The 18,827-nt window shown below is 43.3% G+C and carries 12 protein-coding genes; 5 read left to right on the top strand and 7 right to left on the bottom strand.

Annotated elements, in window-relative coordinates:
- Window positions 1-72: 72 nt before the first annotated feature.
- On the bottom strand, window positions 73-1,791 hold the full coding sequence (locus tag BP74_RS12095) for a lamin tail domain-containing protein (RefSeq protein WP_496374441.1): 1,719 nt from the start codon (window positions 1,789-1,791) through the stop codon (window positions 73-75).
- A gap of 252 nt (window positions 1,792-2,043) precedes the next feature.
- On the opposite strand from BP74_RS12095, the gene BP74_RS12090 reads away from it, so the two are divergent.
- Window positions 2,044-3,036 (top strand): aspartate-semialdehyde dehydrogenase, encoded by a 993-nt coding sequence (locus BP74_RS12090; RefSeq protein WP_496374439.1) that lies wholly within the window; start codon window positions 2,044-2,046, stop codon window positions 3,034-3,036.
- Window positions 3,037-3,187: 151 nt separating this feature from the next.
- Here BP74_RS12090 and BP74_RS12085 read toward each other — a convergent pair whose 3' ends face one another.
- On the bottom strand, window positions 3,188-3,877 hold the full coding sequence (locus tag BP74_RS12085; protein WP_496374437.1) for a hypothetical protein: 690 nt from the start codon (window positions 3,875-3,877) through the stop codon (window positions 3,188-3,190).
- Window positions 3,878-4,332: 455 nt separating this feature from the next.
- On the opposite strand from BP74_RS12085, the gene BP74_RS12080 reads away from it, so the two are divergent.
- A complete protein-coding gene (locus BP74_RS12080; protein WP_496374435.1) occupies window positions 4,333-6,978 on the top strand; it encodes a T9SS type A sorting domain-containing protein in 2,646 nt (881 codons plus the stop codon).
- A 25-nt stretch (window positions 6,979-7,003) separates the two neighbouring features.
- On the opposite strand, the gene BP74_RS12075 is transcribed toward BP74_RS12080, so the two are convergent.
- The 5 genes from BP74_RS12075 to ligA form a co-directional block, all read right to left on the bottom strand.
- The gene (locus BP74_RS12075) at window positions 7,004-7,840 is read right to left on the bottom strand and encodes an oxidoreductase (RefSeq protein WP_496374433.1); all 837 of its coding nucleotides are present in this window, start codon (window positions 7,838-7,840) and stop codon (window positions 7,004-7,006) included.
- A gap of 45 nt (window positions 7,841-7,885) precedes the next feature.
- Complete coding sequence (locus BP74_RS12070; protein WP_496374431.1) at window positions 7,886-8,554, bottom strand: DUF2461 domain-containing protein; 669 nt, start codon at window positions 8,552-8,554, stop codon at window positions 7,886-7,888.
- A 104-nt stretch (window positions 8,555-8,658) separates the two neighbouring features.
- Complete coding sequence (locus BP74_RS12065; protein WP_496374430.1) at window positions 8,659-8,976, bottom strand: antibiotic biosynthesis monooxygenase family protein; 318 nt, start codon at window positions 8,974-8,976, stop codon at window positions 8,659-8,661.
- 139 nt (window positions 8,977-9,115) lie between these two features.
- Window positions 9,116-9,676 carry an NUMOD4 domain-containing protein gene (locus BP74_RS12060; protein WP_496374428.1) on the bottom strand — a complete coding sequence of 187 codons (561 nt, stop codon included), beginning with the start codon at window positions 9,674-9,676 and terminating at the stop codon, window positions 9,116-9,118.
- Window positions 9,677-9,834: 158 nt separating this feature from the next.
- Window positions 9,835-11,937: an NAD-dependent DNA ligase LigA gene (gene ligA / locus BP74_RS12055; protein ID WP_496374426.1), complete on the bottom strand. Its 2,103-nt coding sequence runs from the start codon at window positions 11,935-11,937 to the stop codon at window positions 9,835-9,837.
- Between the two features lie 95 nt (window positions 11,938-12,032).
- On the opposite strand from ligA, the gene BP74_RS12050 reads away from it, so the two are divergent.
- From BP74_RS12050 to BP74_RS12040, 3 genes are all read left to right on the top strand, one after another.
- Entirely contained in the window at window positions 12,033-14,906 is a 2,874-nt protein-coding gene (locus BP74_RS12050) for an alpha-amylase family glycosyl hydrolase (RefSeq protein ID WP_496374424.1), read from the top strand.
- A gap of 6 nt (window positions 14,907-14,912) precedes the next feature.
- Window positions 14,913-15,647, top strand: a complete 735-nt coding sequence (locus tag BP74_RS12045; RefSeq protein ID WP_496374422.1) for an NUDIX hydrolase — start codon at window positions 14,913-14,915, stop codon at window positions 15,645-15,647.
- A 155-nt stretch (window positions 15,648-15,802) separates the two neighbouring features.
- Complete coding sequence (locus tag BP74_RS12040) at window positions 15,803-18,808, top strand: SusC/RagA family TonB-linked outer membrane protein (protein ID WP_496374420.1); 3,006 nt, start codon at window positions 15,803-15,805, stop codon at window positions 18,806-18,808.
- The last annotated feature ends 19 nt before the right edge of the window (window positions 18,809-18,827 follow it).

The raw sequence follows: 18,827 nt of genomic DNA, 5'->3' as shown, positions 1-18,827 counted from the left end.
GCCATCAACTAATAATTAAAAGAGCCTTCATATAGGCTCTTTTTTTATGTTGGGAGGCAATAGTTAAGTGATCTAATTTTTTCTTGCCAGTACAATGGTGTTCTTAAATTGTTTCTTTTTTCCCTGCAGGTTGAAGATCTCTGTAAAAATGATATAGGTGCCACGGGGTAGTTGTTGTTGTTTGTCGTCCAACCCATCCCAGTTCCAATAACCATTCATCCCCAGTGTTTGGTTTTTGACGAGGTAACGTACCGGCAAGCCATTGGAATTAAATATGCTGATATTGGCTACATAACCTCTTTCCTCCACCATGTATTTCACGGAAGCAATATCATCATATCCATCATTGTCTGGAGAGAATATCTTAGGCGAAACATCAACGGTAGAACCGGAAACTTCACCAGATCCATATTGAGAATTTTTATACCCTGGAGTACCATAACCAGCAGTGGATGCAGCGGAGTGCCAGTTGCCTGCGTCAGCGGAAGGATCGGAAGGGTCAATTCTTTCCAGTGAAACACCTTCAGCATTTCCAATCAGTGCAAAATGCCATTTGGAAGAATAAGGCACTTCATCTACAATGCCACCCTGCATGTTGGTTAAAACAGCAAAACCTTTATCATCAGGGAAAGAAGGCAAAGTTGTAAGTGTCACGATGGTGGAAGGATCTTTTACCAGGTATTCTTTTTGAAGCGAAATGGCATCTTCTGTCAGCACCAGGTAGTCACCTGGGAAAATGGTTTGGGGTATCTCACTAAGCTTTTTCACTGAACTGATCTCACCTGCTGCATTTCTATTGGCTACATATACATGAGAGGCATCGAATATTTTATTGCTGTTATTATAAACCTCCAGGTAATCATAAGCGCCGGGCCTCGGGTCAAAAAGGATCTCATTGATAACAAGGTCTCCCTGTATGGCTTCTTCAGTTAATCCTGCCCTGGCTTTATTATAGGCTGCAATGGTGTTGCCTTTGCAATCTGTTACGGAACTAACAATCAAATTGTATACGGTCTTTTTTTGCATCGGCTGAACAAGCCTGATGGTAACCATGTCGAATAAGGGCCCTTGAGGTGTTACACTGCTTATAAGCAGGTTATTATTAAAACTGTAATTGGTCTTAATGGATGCTGAAAGACTGTCCAGGGGTTCATTAAATACGGCAACCACTGTAAGGCTGTCCGGACTATAGGTCCTGATTAATTGAGGTGGCGCCTCATCCCTGTTCACCCCATCCACGGAATTCTTTCTGCCCGGAGTTCCACCCTGTGGGTCGATAGAAACTTTCCAGTTATTTACGCCTGCACAGGGATTATGAGTATCTGTCATTTCAAGACTCCAGCCTCCATCTTGTTTTACCGGGTTCTGGTACCATCCGGAGGTATAATTGACTGCATGTATTACTATTCCTTCTTTGGATTGGAGGGAAAGCAGTGTTCCTTCATTTAGTAAGGAAGGAAAAGAAGGAATGCCAAGTGCACGACCATAACCTGTAAATAAGGGAGCATTGGTAGTGGAGGAAATGATCAAAAAACTGTCGGCAGGTAGAATATATGAAGGGAATGCACCACTGGTGGTGGAAGCTGTACGCAACCGGCACCCGGAAAGATTCAGATCATGGCCACTGGTATTTTTTAATTCTATGTATTCCGCATTGGGAAGCAATACCTGGGGCGAAGGATCTGCCATGATCTCATCGATCACCATATCATAACGCGCAATTGTCTGGGCATGGAGAACAGGGGTACTGAATAGCGCCACAAGTAGCGGCAGCAGTAGTTTTGGCCTCATCGCATCTAATGTAAAAACTATTTGTAAAAAAATATAGCGTATTTGGAAAGAAAAAGATTTGGGGTTACATTCGCCCTGCAATGATGATCATCACACATACAAAACGTACGAAGAAACAGTTTTCGCAAGCGGAAGGTGTGTAACGTATGAGTATGTTCAGAATAGATTACAAGCCTTCCCTCACCGGAAGGCTTTTTTTTGCCGGCTGATCACCGGCAGCCATTATAACAAACCACAAAAAGAAACAAAAAAATGAAAGTTGCAGTTGTTGGCGCCACCGGCCTTGTAGGTACAAAAATGTTGCAGGTATTGGCTGAAAGGAATTTTCCCGTAGATGAATTAGTTCCTGTTGCCTCAGAAAGATCAGTTGGAAAAGAAGTTGATTTCAAGGGTAAGAAATATAAGGTAGTGAGCCTGCAGGAAGGGATCGATGCTAAACCAGCCGTAGCGCTTTTTTCTGCAGGAGGAAGCACCTCCCTGGAGTGGGCACCGAAATATGCCGCTGCAGGTATCACCGTGATCGATAATTCTTCTGCCTGGAGAATGGACCCTGCCAAACCCCTGGTAGTGCCCGAAGTAAATGCAGATGTGTTGACGGCAAATGACAAGATCATTGCCAATCCCAATTGTTCCACTATTCAAATGGTAGTGGCGCTGCAGCCTTTGCATAAAAAATACGGTGTAAGAAGAGTGGTGGTATCGACTTATCAAAGTGTCACGGGCACTGGCAAGAAAGCAGTTGATCAATTATTCAATGAAAGAGAAGGCAGAGAGGGTGAGATGGCTTATAAATATGCCATAGACCTGAATGCATTGCCACAGATCGATGTGTTCCTGGATAATGGTTATACCAAGGAAGAAATGAAGATGGTGAACGAGACCAAGAAGATCATGAAAGATGATTCCATCAAAGTGACAGCTACTACAGTGCGCATACCTGTTATGGGAGGCCATAGTGAGAGTGTGAACGTGGAGTTTGGGAAAGACTTTGATCTGAATGAAGTAAGGCAATTACTAAGCACTTCACCTGGTATCGTTGTGCAGGACGATCCTTCGCAGCAAGTGTACCCAATGCCTTTATGGGCGCATGAAAAGGATGAAGTGTTTGTAGGAAGACTGCGTCGTGATGAGACCCAGCCAAATACGCTGAATATGTGGATCGTCAGTGACAACCTGCGCAAGGGTGCTGCTACCAATGCGGTCCAGATAGCGGAATACCTTATGGAAAAAAAGATGCTTGGATAAATTAGCAATATAATGTTTTCGTCAGGCCAGGCAGACTATGATCCTGGCCTAACGAAATAAATCTTTACGTAACAAAGATCTATTTGGAGAAGCACTCCCACTAATGATTAAGTGCTTTAACTCCTGGTCAACCTGTCAACTGTTTAACTTCTCAACTTTTCTTTTTATACGGAAAATGTTTTCCAAAATTATCCGTGATATCATAGATGACTGACTCGGATGGGTTGTTGTAGTCCGCACCACGCTGGTAGTTGTCGTTCCATAGCGTTTGATTGTTACTTACAACATTACAGGAGGCAAAGATGTCGTTGGTTTTGTCAGAAACATAGGGGAAAGGGAAGCGGCTGCCCGCGCCTAACTGGTAGAGTACCTGCCTGCCCATATTCACACCCATTGAGGCCAGGTCGCTCATGTATCTTTTCTTTTGAATGCGCATCCGCACTACCGCATCTACACCCAAAACTTTGGCTAACTGCCGGTCATCTTGTTTCCATGAATCCCGGATCGTGATCTTATTTTCCTCGAGCAATTTTAATGTAGTGCCTATGTCCTGCACATTGATGCTGGTATAGAACTTCCTGCCATTGGCATGACGAAGTATGCTATTGTATAAGGAATTTTGAAAGGTGCGGCTTTCCGTTTCCTCAATAAAGGCAATGTCTTCAGGTGACAGGTTTTTGGGCAGTGTGCCTGTAAAGATCATTTCTGCGGGAAGTACTGCTATGAGCTTATGCCTGGCGGTCTGTTGATCAAAGGAAGAAGAAGTATAATATTTATGTCCTGCACATGAAGTAAAAAGGACAATGAATAAAACTGGTAAAAGGAGTAGATCTCTTTTCATGGGTACAGTTTTTTGGTTACAACAAGAATACAAACCATTAGAGGATCCTCATAGCGTCTTAACAATTCTTATTGTTGTAAAACTGCAAAAACAATTCTTTTACAATCAACAAGACAAGGAAACACTTTAGCTACTGACTCACTTTTATGGCTGCTCTTTTAAGTCAGTCGAAGCGAAATTATTGGATCCGGTAATGCTTTATGGGAGCATACTAACAGTTAAGCGCATTTGTTTATGAGAAATAGTAAGCTGTTGGTTGCCTTTATACAACTTAATCGACGAGGTTGATATATGGTAAGCACCTGGTACCAATACATACAGAGAAGAGTTGCAATGAGTTGATAGTTAGTTATTAAAATATTGACGAAATAGTTATACCGCTGAGCTCTTATCGTATTTATTTTTAATAATTTTAAATAGCCATCTTCTTCATTTAAGGTAAATACTTAACTGTTATGAAGAAGTTGTATGCCTGCCTGATACTACCCGGAATTCTTTCCGCCACTTCGCTTTTTTCTCAAACCCTTGTTCCGGATTCATTGTATACAAATGGGGCGGTTCGTGCAATGATAGCCAGCGGTGATACGCTCTATATAGGTGGTGATTTTACCTATGTTGGTCCCTCGTTACCGTATGGTGCATCCATTGATAAGGCAACGGGAATACCCAATTATTCATTTGCGAAACCCAACGGCAGGGTAGCCACGGCTGCACCAGATGGCAATGGAGGATGGTATATTGGAGGCTTCTTTACTCAGGTGGGTGGTCAGCCACGCAACTATATTGCAAGGATCAATGCTGACGGCACCCTTTCTTCCTGGAATGCCAATGCCGATCAGCCGGTCCTGGATATCAGTGTGGCAGGTAATCTTGTATATGTTGCCGGTGAATTCAATCATATAGGTGGGCAGCCAAGAACCAGCCTGGCAGCATTGGATGCTGTTACCGGACTAGCCACTGCATGGAATCCCCAGGTAACGGGCTGGGTGTTTGATATGGCTCTGTCAGGCAACCTGGTATATATTGTGGGTTATTTTACGCAGGCTGGGGGATCTGCAAGAAACTACCTGGCAGCTATTGATGCCAATACAGGAATAGCTTCTAACTGGAATCCCAATGCCAATAACCTTACCTATTCAATTGCCATCAATGGCAGTACAGTCTATGTTTCGGGTGACTTTACTACAATGGCTGGTCAAACAAGGAATTATATTGCGGCTGTCGATGCCAGTTCAGGAAGCCTGCTTTCCTGGAATCCCAATGCCAATGGCCGGGTCGCTTCTATTGATATAGATGGTAATACAATTTATGCCGGGGGAAATTTTACTGTTATTGGAGGACAGCCAAGGAATAACCTGGCAGCCATTGATGCCAGTACAGGCCTGGTTAGTTCCTGGAACCCGGATGCCAATGGAGGGGTGACATCCATTGCTATAGATGGAAATACATTGTATGCGGGTGGTGGTTTTGTATTGGTAGGGGGAAAATCCCGCAATCACCTGGCAGCGATCGATAAGATCACAGGTTTGCTTTCTGACTGGGACCCCAATGCAGATGATCTTGTTTTCTCTGTAGCCGTGAATGGAAATGCAGTATATGCCGGTGGTGATTTCAGTTCTATAGGAGGTGGTAAAAGAAATCACGTAGCGGCTATCCATGTAAGTGCAAGAAAATTGACCTCATGGAGCCCGGCAGTCTTTGGAACAGTAAGAGACCTTGCCGTAAATGGGAACACTGTTTATGCCGGCGGAGATTTTACCAATGTGAATGGTCTTACCCGGAATTACCTTGCGGCTATTGATGCTTCAACAGGATTTCCAACATCCTGGGATCCTAATGCCAATGCCCCCATTAGGGCTTTGTGGATGCAGGATCAGCAGTTATATGTGGGAGGATCATTTAGTTCCATTGCCGAACAGTTAAGAAATAATATGGCTTCTTTCGATATGGCTTCCGGTAATATCACCAACTGGAATCCTAATGCTAATGGTACTATTAGAGACCTTACCGGGATTGGGAATACGATCTATGCTGCAGGAGATTTTACCTCTGTCGGAAGTTTGCCCAGGGGTTATGTAGCAGCGCTTAACAGTGTTACCGGCGCAGCTACCAACTGGAACCCAAATGCTGACGCACCTGTTTATTCTCTTTCGGTAAATGGTCCATCTATTTTGGCTGGTGGTGCATTTACTACTTTAGGAGCATCACAACGTAATCATATTGCGGCGATAGATGCGGGTACTGGAAATAGCACGGCATGGGATCCGGATGCTAATGGTATAGTGGAAACCATGGCTGTAAACGGCAGCCGTGTTTATACTGGAGGTCAATTCACCGCCATTGGAGGTTTGACCCGTGATCATTTGGCATCTCTTGACCTTTTAACCGGCAGTGCTACCAATTGGCAGCCTGATGCCAATAACACGATCCACACGCTCCTGGTAAAGGGTAATAGCCTGTTTGCCGGTGGTGAATTCACCAGCATTCAGGGAAAGGATCATCCATACCTCGCTATGTTTGAAAATGTGAGTGAACTGCCATTGCCTGTATTTCTTCTTTCTTTTTCAGCCAAACTGGTAACAATGTCCGAACAGGACAAGGTGATTTGCAACTGGAAGACTGTTAACGAAGAAAACAGTTCTTATTTCCAGTTGGAAAGAAGCATTGATGGACGCAATTTTATTTCCATTGGAATGATTAAAGCTTCCGGCACTTCCTCATCGGTTATAGATTATAGTTATACAGATGAAAGGCCATTGAATGGCGTATCTTATTACCGGCTGAAAATGGTTGACATGGATGGCAGTCTGGCTTATTCCTTTATCGTGGTGATTACTATTAGTAACAGGTCATTCAATGTATTCCTGCAGCAAAATCCTTTGCGGGATGAAATTAATGTCATAGTACGTTCGCCTTTGCAGGAAATGATGTATTACACCCTGTTAGATGCATCTGGCAGGGAATATGTTAAAGACAGGGTAACATTGAACCAGGGAATGAACTCCACCAGGATAAAAACAGATTTCCTGCTACCTGGGATTTATTTCCTGAATGTGCATACATCCCATACAAACCACAATGTCAAGTTATTAAAACAATGATCCCGGATAATAAAGCAGGAATAAATTAGTTTTCAAAAACAGTGCTTACCGATATGGCTTCATTGGCTGTAATGTCTTTTTCCACAGATGCCAGTTTCGCCCTCATGCCTTGAATAGTTGTTTTACCCAATGGCAGACGTAAGGGTTCGCGGTTATTGTGAATATAATCAACAATGGCACTGGCAGCTTTTTCCGGATCACCTTCCTGTTTGCCATTCATCCGCTCCATGTATTGGTACATCTGCGCAACAGGTGTCTTGCTATAAGCATCGAGGGTTTGTTGGGGTGTCTTTGCAGAAGAGCCAAGGAATTGAGTACGGAAGGGGCCAGGTTCTACTATTACCACCTTAATGCCGAATGGTTGTACTTCCTGCGCCAGTGCTTCGCTAAATCCTTCCAGGGCAAATTTGCTGGCGTTGTAAATACCAAATCCTCCGGAAGCCCTGAAGCCGGATTGAGAAGAAACCTGTACGATATGTCCTCCACCATGTTCACGCATGAGTGGCAAGGCTTCTTTGGTTAGGGCTACAGCACCAAAGAAATTCGTCTCCATTTGAGCCCTGATCTCTTCCATGCTGAATTCTTCTATGGCACCTATAGTACCATAACCGGCATTGTTCACCAGGACATCAATGTGGCCAAATTTGTGTATGGCATGTAGCAATGCTTCACGTATTGCTTCTGTATGGGTTACATCCAGTACCAGGCCAAGCCCGTTTTCTTTGGCTTGTTTTGTAAATGCCTCTGACTGTTCCAGTTTGCGAAAGGTAGCGACTGCATTATCACCTGAAGCCAGAACGGCTTTCGATAAAGCTTCTCCCAATCCACTTGATGCGCCGGTTATAAACCAGGTTTTTGCCATATAATAATTTATGTATTATGGAAACAAATTTCCAGCCGATATAGTTCACCCTTCAATGGCGGTATTGATAAAATTGAGCATGGGCTGCAATGCTTCAAAGGCAGTCAATGTTTTTTTATGCAAACTGCCCTTTACCAGTTCTTCGTCACTGACCGATGTTTCTGCAATGAATCCTTTTAACTTCAGGTATGTGGCTGCCGGATTATCTTTTTCATATCCTTTTGGTGTGGTGCTCAGGCTCATTCCCTCAGCCATATACAGGTCGCCATATATCTTCTTAAAGTTCTTATCTTTTACCAGTGCCTGGAATTCATTCCAGTTATAGTCTATTTCCTGCCTTACATTTTTTAAGACTGCCGGTTCCGGCATCCATAATCCTCCACCGATAAAACTGTTTCCTGGCTCCAGGTGAAAATAATACCCTGCAAAACCTGATTTTCGACCACCTCTTTTGATGCTTGCACCAAAATTAGTTTTATAAGGTTGCTTGTCTTTTGAGAAACGGATGTCGCGATTGATGCGAAAAAGACATTCCCTGGATGTCATGCCGGTGATGGTTGTATCTTTTATTTGCAACGCATCAATGAGTAGTTGGATAAAATTGGAAAAATCGATGCGTGCTGCTTCGTATTGGGCTCTGTGCGCATCAAACCAGGGTTTATTATTATTCTTTTTTAGCTTTTTTAAAAAGCTAAGGGTTTGAGGTTCTATCATGAAATGAAGATAAAGAATATGCGCAGGTATGAGCTTCACTTTACCTTGTCAAAGAGGTAAAAAGTTGATTGCAGAATGCATTCCTGCAATCAACTTTTCAAGCTTCATAAAATGGGATAGGAAGGAGTGAAAGTTTCAACCTCGTTGTACACCTTGATGGTGGGTTGTTTCATGAAAACTTTTTCCAGTTTGTTCACCAATGATTTGTAAAGACCGCTCTTGTTGTAAGCTTCAGCGTCTTCTTTAGATTTCCATTCAGTAACAGAAATAAAATCATCTGCTGTGTCAACAGGCTCCAGCAGGAAAATCCGGAGATTGCCTTTTTGTTTTTTGACTACAGGCACAATCTCTTCATTGTAGATCCTCCTGGCTTCAGCAATCTTATCCGGTAGAAATTTGCAGAATGTAAGTCGGACAACCATAAACACCTCCTTTATTTTGAATTGAAGAAAAGGCAGTTTTAGGTGAGGATTATGAATCTAAAGTTAATTCAAATACCAAATGTCTGAAACTATAAACCAGGACTCTTTTGAATCTTATTGTATAGTTCGGACCAGTATGCTATACCCTTCCCCAGTTCTCCCCGCTCTTAATGCGGTACATGGTCATTTCGCTTACTTCGTATTTATCGGCAAGCTGTTTAATGGTAAGCCTTCGGTTCTTATTTTTTAGCTGATCCTTGATCTTTTTTACCTGCGATGCAGTTAGTTTGAGACCCACTTCCCGGTTGGCCTGCTTTTTCTTATAAGCGATCTTGGCAGGGCTTCCCTGCTGGTGCTCAATCATTTCTTCCAACGTTGCCCACTTCAGGTTCTTCACTGAATTGTCCAGCTTATTATGGTTCTTATGAATAACGAACCTGTACTTTGGAGATGGCCTTTGTAAAAAAAGCTTTGCCAGTTCCCGATGTATATATAAAGTGCCTTTATGACCTGGGCGGTGCAGGTTCAAGGTGCGGTAACCCGTGGTTAAAGATCCGTTCAGCAGTTTCCCATCTTCCAATACATCTGCTTTAAAACTGGCTATCCTGCCCGAGGAGGAAACAGCATAACGGTTACGCAAGTCTTTGCTTCCTTTAAAAACCAGGGGTTTCCATGTTTCACCGGCTAATTTTTTGATCATATCGTTTGCCTTTAGAAGTTATAACGGTCAACAATAGTGGCAATATACTACATGAAAATTTTATGCCGCAACCTATTTAAAGCTAATTATAATTACCGGGACTAAGAAATTTCCCAATTCATGTTAAATGGAGAGCTTGACCATTGATTTTCCCTGGCTCACGATTCAACCTCCAGCATTTTTATAAACTGATCCTCAGACAATATTTTTATGGTATTGATCTTTTTAGCTTTTTCCAGCTTACTGCCCGCATCCTCACCCACCACAAGATAGTTGAGCTTGCTGCTTACACCTGAAACGATCTTGCCCCCGTTTTGTTCAACCATCTCTTCTGCTTCACTTCGTTTCAGCCTGGCAAGTGTACCAGTAAAAAGAAACGTTTGTCCATCAAGGTTTCCTGCTGAAGCATATTCCTTTTTTTCATTTTTTAGTGTAAGGCCCAGTTGTTCCAATGCCTGAATCATTTCGATGTTATCCTTATTGCTAAAGAACTGCACTACACTTCCGGCAACTTTGGGCCCGATATCCTCAAGGCTTTGCAAATTAGTTTCATCAAAGTTTTTCAGATCTAGCAAATGATCTACAGCATGGGCCAGTGTTTTTGCCGTGGTTTCTCCCACATAGCGAATGCCTAAGGCATAGATGAGCCGGTGCAAGGGCTGTTTCCGGGAGTTTTCAATCGCTGTCTGCAGGTTTTCAATCGATTTTTTGCCAAAGCCTTCTAATTGGCCCATTGCAGCATAATCAAGCTGGTAAATTTGGGGGATGGAAGTGAGCAAGCCCAATGAATTGAATTTTTCAATGATAGCGGCTCCCAATCCCCTGATATCCATTGCATCCTTGCTGGCAAAATGAATCAATCGTTCCAGCACCTGCGCCGGACAATTGATATTGACACAGCGCCAGGCAGCTTCTTCGGGTGACCGATACAGTTCGTCGCCGCAGGAAGGACAGTGTTTGGGAAAATTAATGGGTTTTTCTTCACCTGTTCTTAATTCAGAAAGTGGTTTGACAATATAGGGGATCACATCACCTGCCCTTTCCACTAAAACAGTGTCGCCTATACGAATATCTTTTTCCCGGATCACATCTTCATTAAATAAGGAAACAGAACTAACCGTAACACCACCAATATGAACAGGTTCTATTTTAGCCACGGGGCCGATATTACCCGTGCGGCCTACCTGGTAATCAACCCTTAGAAGTTTGCTGGTTGCCTGGCGGGCTTTGAATTTAAAGGCTATAGCCCAACGGGGATGGTGGGTGGTCATTCCCATGCGATCTTGCAAATCAAAATCATTCACTTTGATTACCATACCATCGATCTCATAGGGAAGATTGTCACGGTGTTCTTCAAAAGAGTGGCAATATTCAATTACTGCCTGTATACCTTTTACCACCTTTTTTTCTTTCGCCGGACTGCGAAATCCAAGTTCCCATAACATTTGGAGGGTTTGGGCATGAGTGAGAAGCGGAGGATGTTCTACTTTTCCCTTTTGCTCTACATAATAGCTTACATGATAAACAAAAGCTTCGAGGTTTCTTCTTTTAACTTCCAGGGGGTCTTTTATCCGTAACGTTCCGGCAGCTGCATTCCTGGGGTTGGCCAGTGGCACCAAACCTTGTTCTGCAAGAGCATCATTGAATTTCTTGAAATTATTCTTGTTGATCAGTACTTCTCCCCTGATCTCGATGGTTTGAATGCCATAATCCGAAAATCTTGCGGATAAGGGAATGCTCCTGATCTGCCTGATATTTGGTGTAATATCATCTCCCTGCACGCCGTCACCGCGGGTGGCACCACGCTCCAGGTGGTCATTTTCATAGACCAGTGAAATGCTGGCCCCGTCAAACTTGGGTTCAATGCAATATTCTATTAATTTCAGGCCCGTCAGTTCACGGGCACGGCGATCAAAATCAACCAGGTCCTCACTATTATAGGAATTGTCCAGTGAAAGCATCGGTACCAGGTGCTGCACAGCCGGGAATTCTTTGGTCAACCCTTTTGCTACCCGCTGAGTGGGGGAATCAGGCACCACAAGATCAGGATTCTCCTTCTCCAATGACTCCAATGCCTTATACAGGCTATCATATTCAAAATCGGAAATAAGGGGGTCATTCTGGATATAATAACGAGTTTCGTGAAAGCGTAACACTTCCCTAAGGTCTTGTATCTCCCTGGCTGAAATGCTACCTGATTTCACGTCTTTCAGGAATTTCTGCGTAAGGGTTTGTACTTCTTTGTTTGGGTTGCTGGTCATATTCCATGTAAAAATAGTGGCGGTTTGGAAAGAGTTTTGGAAAAAGAATGTGTTTTAAGTACATATTATTATCTTTAGTCCGAATACAAATTGCTATGAAGAGATTGCTGCTGGTATGTATGCTTGCCATTACGGGTATAGTAACCAATGCCCAACTGCTGACATGGACCCCCACTTTTCCCAAAGACAATGATGTAATTACTATAACTGTAGATGCCACTAAAGGCAACCAGGGACTCATGGGTTTCACTGGTAATGTGTATGTGCATGTTGGGGCTATAACAAGCCAGAACAATTATGCAGGATGGTTGCATGCCCCATTTACCTGGGGATCGACCGAAGTGGCAGCCCAGGCAACCTATGTAAGTGCCAATAAATGGCAATACACAATCAATAACCCAAGGGTATTCTTTGGATTGACCCCCGGAGAAATTCTGAAAAGCATAGCTATTTTATTCCGGGAGGGGAATTGTTCTTCTGCCTGTAAGGCCCAACGCAACACGGATGGCAGTGATATGTATGTTCCGATATACAATAATAACCTGGCTGTTCGTATTGATGCCCCGCCTTCACAACCCAAATATGACCCGGTACCTGAGCCTCAATCATGGATCAACGGAAGCCTTATTACACTCACTGCCAATTCAAGCCAATCGGCTGATCTGAAATTATACCATAATGGTACACTGATCGGTGGCACTACAGGCACTACCCTTACTGCCAATTCAACTATTAAAGCCATCGGCAACCAGCAATTTATTGTTTCAGCCATTAATGGGGCCATTTCCGCCTATGATACGCTGAACATTTTTGTGTCTGGAGGATCATCGCCCGTGGCAGCCCTGCCTGCTGGTGTAAGAGACGGGATCAATTATGAGCCGGGCGATACATCTGTAACCCTTGTATTGAGAGCTCCCAACAAATCCAATGTGACTGTAATGGGGGAGTTTAATAACTGGACCCCACAGGCAAGTGATATCATGAATAAAACCCCAGATGGGAAATTTTTCTGGTTGCGTGTTCATCCATTAGTGCCTGGAAGAGAGTATGCCTATCAATACCTGGTTGATAATAATCTTAAGATCGCAGATCCCTACACGGAAAAAGTTCTAGATCCAAATAGTGATGGTTTCATTCCTGCTGCTACCTATCCTGGCTTAAAAACATATCCTTCCGGACAGACCGGCATTGTAAGTCTTCTACAGACTGCAAGTCCTGCCTATAACTGGAGCAGTACTTTTACCAGGCCAGACAAAAGAGGTTTGGTTATCTATGAAATGCTGGTTCGCGATTTTGTAAGCGCTCACGACTGGAAGACCGTAATGGATAGCCTGAATTATTTAAAAAACCTTGGTATTAATGCTGTCCAGCTCATGCCTTTAAACGAGTTTGAAGGCAATAGCAGTTGGGGCTACAATCCTGATTTTTACTTTGCGCCGGATAAATATTACGGCACCAGGAATTCCCTGAAGCAATTCATCGACTCCTGTCATAAGAAAGGTATTGCGGTGATCATGGATATAGCGCTTAACCATTCTTTCGGGCAGTCGCCCATGGTTCAGTTGTATTGGGATGCGGCCAATAACAGGCCTGCTGCTGATAATCCCTGGTTCAACCCTGTGGCTAAACATGCTTTTAATGTTGGCTATGATATGAACCACGCCAGTTTAGACACAAAATATTTTGTCAGCCGTGTAGTGGAGCACTGGTTGCAGCAATACCGCATTGACGGATTCAGGTTTGACCTCTCTAAAGGATTTACACAAACGCAAACCTGCGATGCCAACGGGGGAAATTGTAATGTGGGTCAATGGAGTAACTATGATGCCAGCCGTGTTGCCATATGGAAAGGCTATTATGATACATTACAAATTAAATCGCAGGGGTCATATGCCATCCTGGAACATTTTGCAGCTGACCAGGAAGAAAGGGAACTGGCAGATTATGGCATGATGCTCTGGGGCAATATGAATTATAATTATGGCCAGGCTTCAATGGGTATTGCCCAGGATTGGGATTTCTCAAGGGCCATACATACCGTTAGAAATTTTACCAAACCTCACCTGGTGAGCTATATGGAAAGCCATGATGAGGAAAGGATTGTGTATAAGAATCTGAATTTTGGCAGTTCCAGCGGGTCATATAATATAAAGGATACTGCAACCGCTTTAAAAAGAATGGAGCTGAGCGCCTCCTTCCTGTTCACCATTCCTGGTCCTAAAATGATATGGCAGTTTGGTGAACTGGGATACAACTATTCCATTAATACCTGCTCCGATGGTTCTGTCAGTAATGATTGTCGCCTGGCAGAAAAACCGATCCGTTGGGATTACCTGAATGACCCCCGGCGAAAATCTGTTTACAATACTTATAGCCAGCTCCTTCACCTGCGCGCTCACCCCTGGTATAAGGAAGCGTTCCTGTCGGGCAGCATTGCGCAAAACCTATCGGGTCCTGTGAAGTGGTTGACGGTATCCTCTGGTGATAGTTCCAAACTATTGGTTGTAGGCAACTTTGATATATATGCGCAATCGGCAGGTATAACTTTTCCTGCTGCAGGAACCTGGTTTGATTACTTGCAGAATTCTACCATCACTGCTACCGGCGCCATCCAGAATATGAATTTATCACCTGGTGAATTTCACGTCTACGTCAATCGGAATGTAAATAATGTGGCGGTAACACCTGTTATAAATGTGCCATGGACCGGAGCAACCCTGGAAGCTAAGGTTTATCCTAACCCAATTACTTCCTCTTATATGCTGGAAGTAAACCTTCCTGTGGCGGGTGATCTTCGTGCGGATCTTTATAATGTTACCGGCCAGTTTATAGCAACCATACACGACCAATTTCATTCTAAGGGAGGTCATCAATTGAAAATGAATGCCTTACAATTAAACAAGGGTAATTATTTCATTAAGGTGACCAGTAAACAATTATCTAAAACGATTTCCGTAACCATTCAATAATTGCTTATGCCAAACACCGGTTTGAAAACCGCTGCTATTGAAAAGATCAGCCATAAGGAATATTTCAATATTGCCGTTTCGGTGGATTGCGTCATTTTCGGCTATGAGGAGAAACAATTAAAAGTCTTGCTCATCAAATCTGACCTTAAAGAATTTGAGGGTCTCTGGTCTTTACTGGGAGACCTGGTAACGCCTAATGAAAACCTGGATGATGCGCCTTATAGGGTTTTATTGGAACGTACCGGGTTAAGGGATGTATACCTGGAGCAGGTGCACAGTTTTGGAGATATTCACCGCCACCCTTCAGGAAGAGTAGTTACTACGGCTTATTATTCATTGGTAAATATTAAAAGCCATAAGCTCAACCTTACTGATAATGAGCTCCACTGGCATAATGTGGCCGAATTAAATTTAATGGCCTTTGACCATAAACTCATCCTTGATACCTGCCTGCAAAGGCTCCAGGAAAAAGTGCTGGAACATCCTGTAGTTTTTAATCTTTTGCCCGAAAAATTCTCTCTCAGGGAATTACAGGACCTCTACCAGGCCATTCTGGGCCAAGAACTGGACCGAAGGAACTTCCGCAAAAGGATCAACCTCAAGAATTGGCTGGTTGACCTGAACGAAATGGAAGAGGATGTTCCCCACAGGCCAGGAAAGCTGTACAAATTGAAATCAGGATTAAAAAGGGTAGGTACTGATCTTAACAGGTCAAAACCAGTACGCACACATGTGGCCTGAGCCCTGAAACTTAGCAGGGGCAATCGTTTCCAACGTATGATATTGGTCAGGAAACCGAAATAAATTTTAGGGAATGTTAAAAAACGACTATAATTGTGTCCACAATACACATTAACGACTGCAAAATCCGCTTTATTAATAAATATTCATTGCTTATGAACATGAGAAAATTGCTCCATTGTATTGGGCTGCCCCTCTTTCTCTTTTTTTCCCTGATCGTATCCGCACAAGACAGAGTGATCTCCGGAAAGGTTAGTGACGCCACCGGTAAAGGTGTTTTAGGTGTGTCTGTAACCGTGAAAGGAAGAACCCTTGGGACAGTAACTACCGAGGACGGTAGTTATACCCTTTCTATTCCTTCGTCAGCTACAACCCTGGTGTTTACATCAGTAGGTTATAGTGCGCAGGAATTACCTATTAACAGTAATTCAATTAACGTGACCCTTCAATCAGGCATCAATAACCTGAATGAAGTGGTTGTGGTGGCTTATGGATCCAGGAGAAAAGGGGACCTCACCGGTTCGGTTTCTTCGGTCTCGGCCAAAGATTTTCAAAAAGGATTTATTCCTTCTCCTGAGCAATTGCTGCAGGGTAAGGTAGCTGGTTTGCAGGTTACCTCCGGTGGAGGATCTGCAGGTGGTGGTAGTAAGATACGTATTCGTGGAGGTGCATCCCTGAACGCCAGTAACGACCCATTGATCGTTATTGATGGTGTTCCGGTGGAAAGTAATGGCATATCCGGAACAGGGAACCTTTTAAGTACCATCAACCCGAATGATATTGAGTCAGTGAGTGTGTTGAAAGACGCTTCCGCTACGGCCCTGTATGGTTCCCGTGCCTCAAATGGTGTTTTGATCGTTACTACCAAGAAAGGTGTTAAAGGCAAGGTTCGATTTAACTTTAATTCACAGGTATCCTTAAGTGAAGTAGCCAACAAGGTTAAGGTCCTTAATGGCGACCAGATCCGTTCTATTGTAAATGCGGACGCTGCTGAAACGGGCAATGATGCCTGGAAAAAAATATATGGTTCTGCAAATACTGACTGGCAGGATCTTATCTATCAAAAAGCACTGGGTATAGATAATAATATCAGCGCCAGCGGTAGCGTAGGTGTTGTGCCTTTCCGTGTGTCCCTGGGTTATTTAAACCAGGAAGGTACTTTGCTGAAGAATTCATTCGACCGTTTGTCTTCTTCCCTGAATTTGTCGCCCAAATTCCTGGATGATCACCTGACTGTGAACCTGAATGCCAAAGCAAGTACCATTAAAAATAATTTCTCTGACCAGGGAGCTATTGGTTCCGCCGTGGCTTTCGACCCCACACAACCGGTACTGGCTACCAATAAATATGGAGGCTATTACGAATGGTTGCAGACAGATGGCAAACCCATCGACCTGGCAGGTAAAAACCCATTGGCCCTGATCAACCTGAGAGATAACCGCTCCAGGGTAAACCGTTTCATTGGTAATGCACAGGTTGATTATAAAATGCATTTCCTTCCTGAACTGCACCTGTTGGTTAACCTGGGTATAGATTATGCAAAAGGAAGTGGTAATGACAATATAGATTCACTTTCTGCTACCAATTATAAAACGGGTGGCAGAAGATCCTATTACCAGCAAGGCAAGAAAAATACACTCGCTGATGTCCAGTTATTATACGCTAAGGAAATAAAGGAAATCAATTCCAAATTTGATATCCTTGTAGGTCACTCTTACCAGGAATTCCTTACCAATGTGTACAACTATGCTTCCTTTAGTTACAGGGCCATCGCTGATCCGGCCAAGCCAGCACTAAAAGATACCATTGCAAATTCTCAACCCACATTTGCCACGGATGATCCTAAGTACAGACTGGAATCTTACCTGGGTCGTGTGAACTTTACCATTGCAGATAAATACCTGTTGACAGGTTCTTTAAGAAGGGATGCCAGTTCCAAGTTCTCACCAGAGAAGAGGGTTGGTTATTTTCCTGCGGTAGCTGCAGCCTGGAAATTAAGAGATGAGTTCTTTAAGACTTCCAGCGCAGTAAGTGAATTAAAGCTTCGTTTAGGTTGGGGTATTACCGGCCAGCAGGATGGTATAGGCTATTATTCCTATCTCACCCGCTACACACGTAGTAATTCATCTGCACAGTACCAGTTTGGAGACCAGTTCTACACCTATTTGCGTCCAGAAGGTTATGATGCTTCCATTAAATGGGAGACCACTACTACCACAAACGCAGGCCTGGACTTTGGCTTTTTGAACAACCGTATTTCAGGTTCTGTTGATTATTATTTTAAAAAGACAAAGGACCTGTTAAGTGATGTTCCGGTTGCACCTGGTGCCAACTTCGTAAACAGGATCACCACTAACGTTGGTAACATTGAAAACAGAGGAGTTGAATTTGTTTTAAATACTTCTCCTGTAAGGTCAACCAACGTGAACTGGGATCTCGGATTCAACATTGCTTATAATACTACCAAGATCACTAACCTGTTGAAATACCAGGATCCTAATTTCAAGGGAATTGATGTAGGTGGTATAGGTATCGCTACGGGTAACTTTATTGGAAAGAACCTTGTAGGTTATGCTCCAAACAGTTTCTTTGTTTTCAAACAGGTGTATGACAAGGACAACCACCCGATTGAAGGTTTGTATGAAGACATCAACCGCGATGGTAAAGTAGATGCAGATGACCGTTACCTGTTTAAAAAACCATCTCCCGATTTCTTACTGGGACTGAGCACACAGGTGAGCTATAAGAAATTCAGTGCAGGTCTTTCTGCCCATGGAATGATCGGTAATTATTTATACAACCAATACAATGCTGGTTCCGGTATCTTATCAGTTATCAAGAACCCGATCAATTATATTGGAAATGTGTCAGATATCTATTTGGAGACAGGATTTCATAATAATTCCAACAACCAGTTCCTTTCAGATTATTTCATCGAAAATGCTTCCTTCCTGAGGATTGATAACATCAACCTTGGCTATAATGTAGGTAAGGTGCTCAACGACCAGGCAAGCCTTCGCATACAGGCAAGCATTCAGAATGTAGGTGTGATCACCAAGTATAAAGGATTGGATCCGGAAAACTCGAGCGATTTTGGAATTGATGGCAACATCTATCCACGTCCCCGAATTTATTCACTGGGTATCAATTTAGATTTCTAACTCAAAAATTAATTGGTAT

The sequence above is a fragment of the Flavisolibacter ginsengiterrae DSM 18136 genome, from assembly GCF_059568575.1.
Note: the sequence above shows the minus strand (reverse complement) of the source record. Positions and strands in the feature narration are given on the sequence as shown.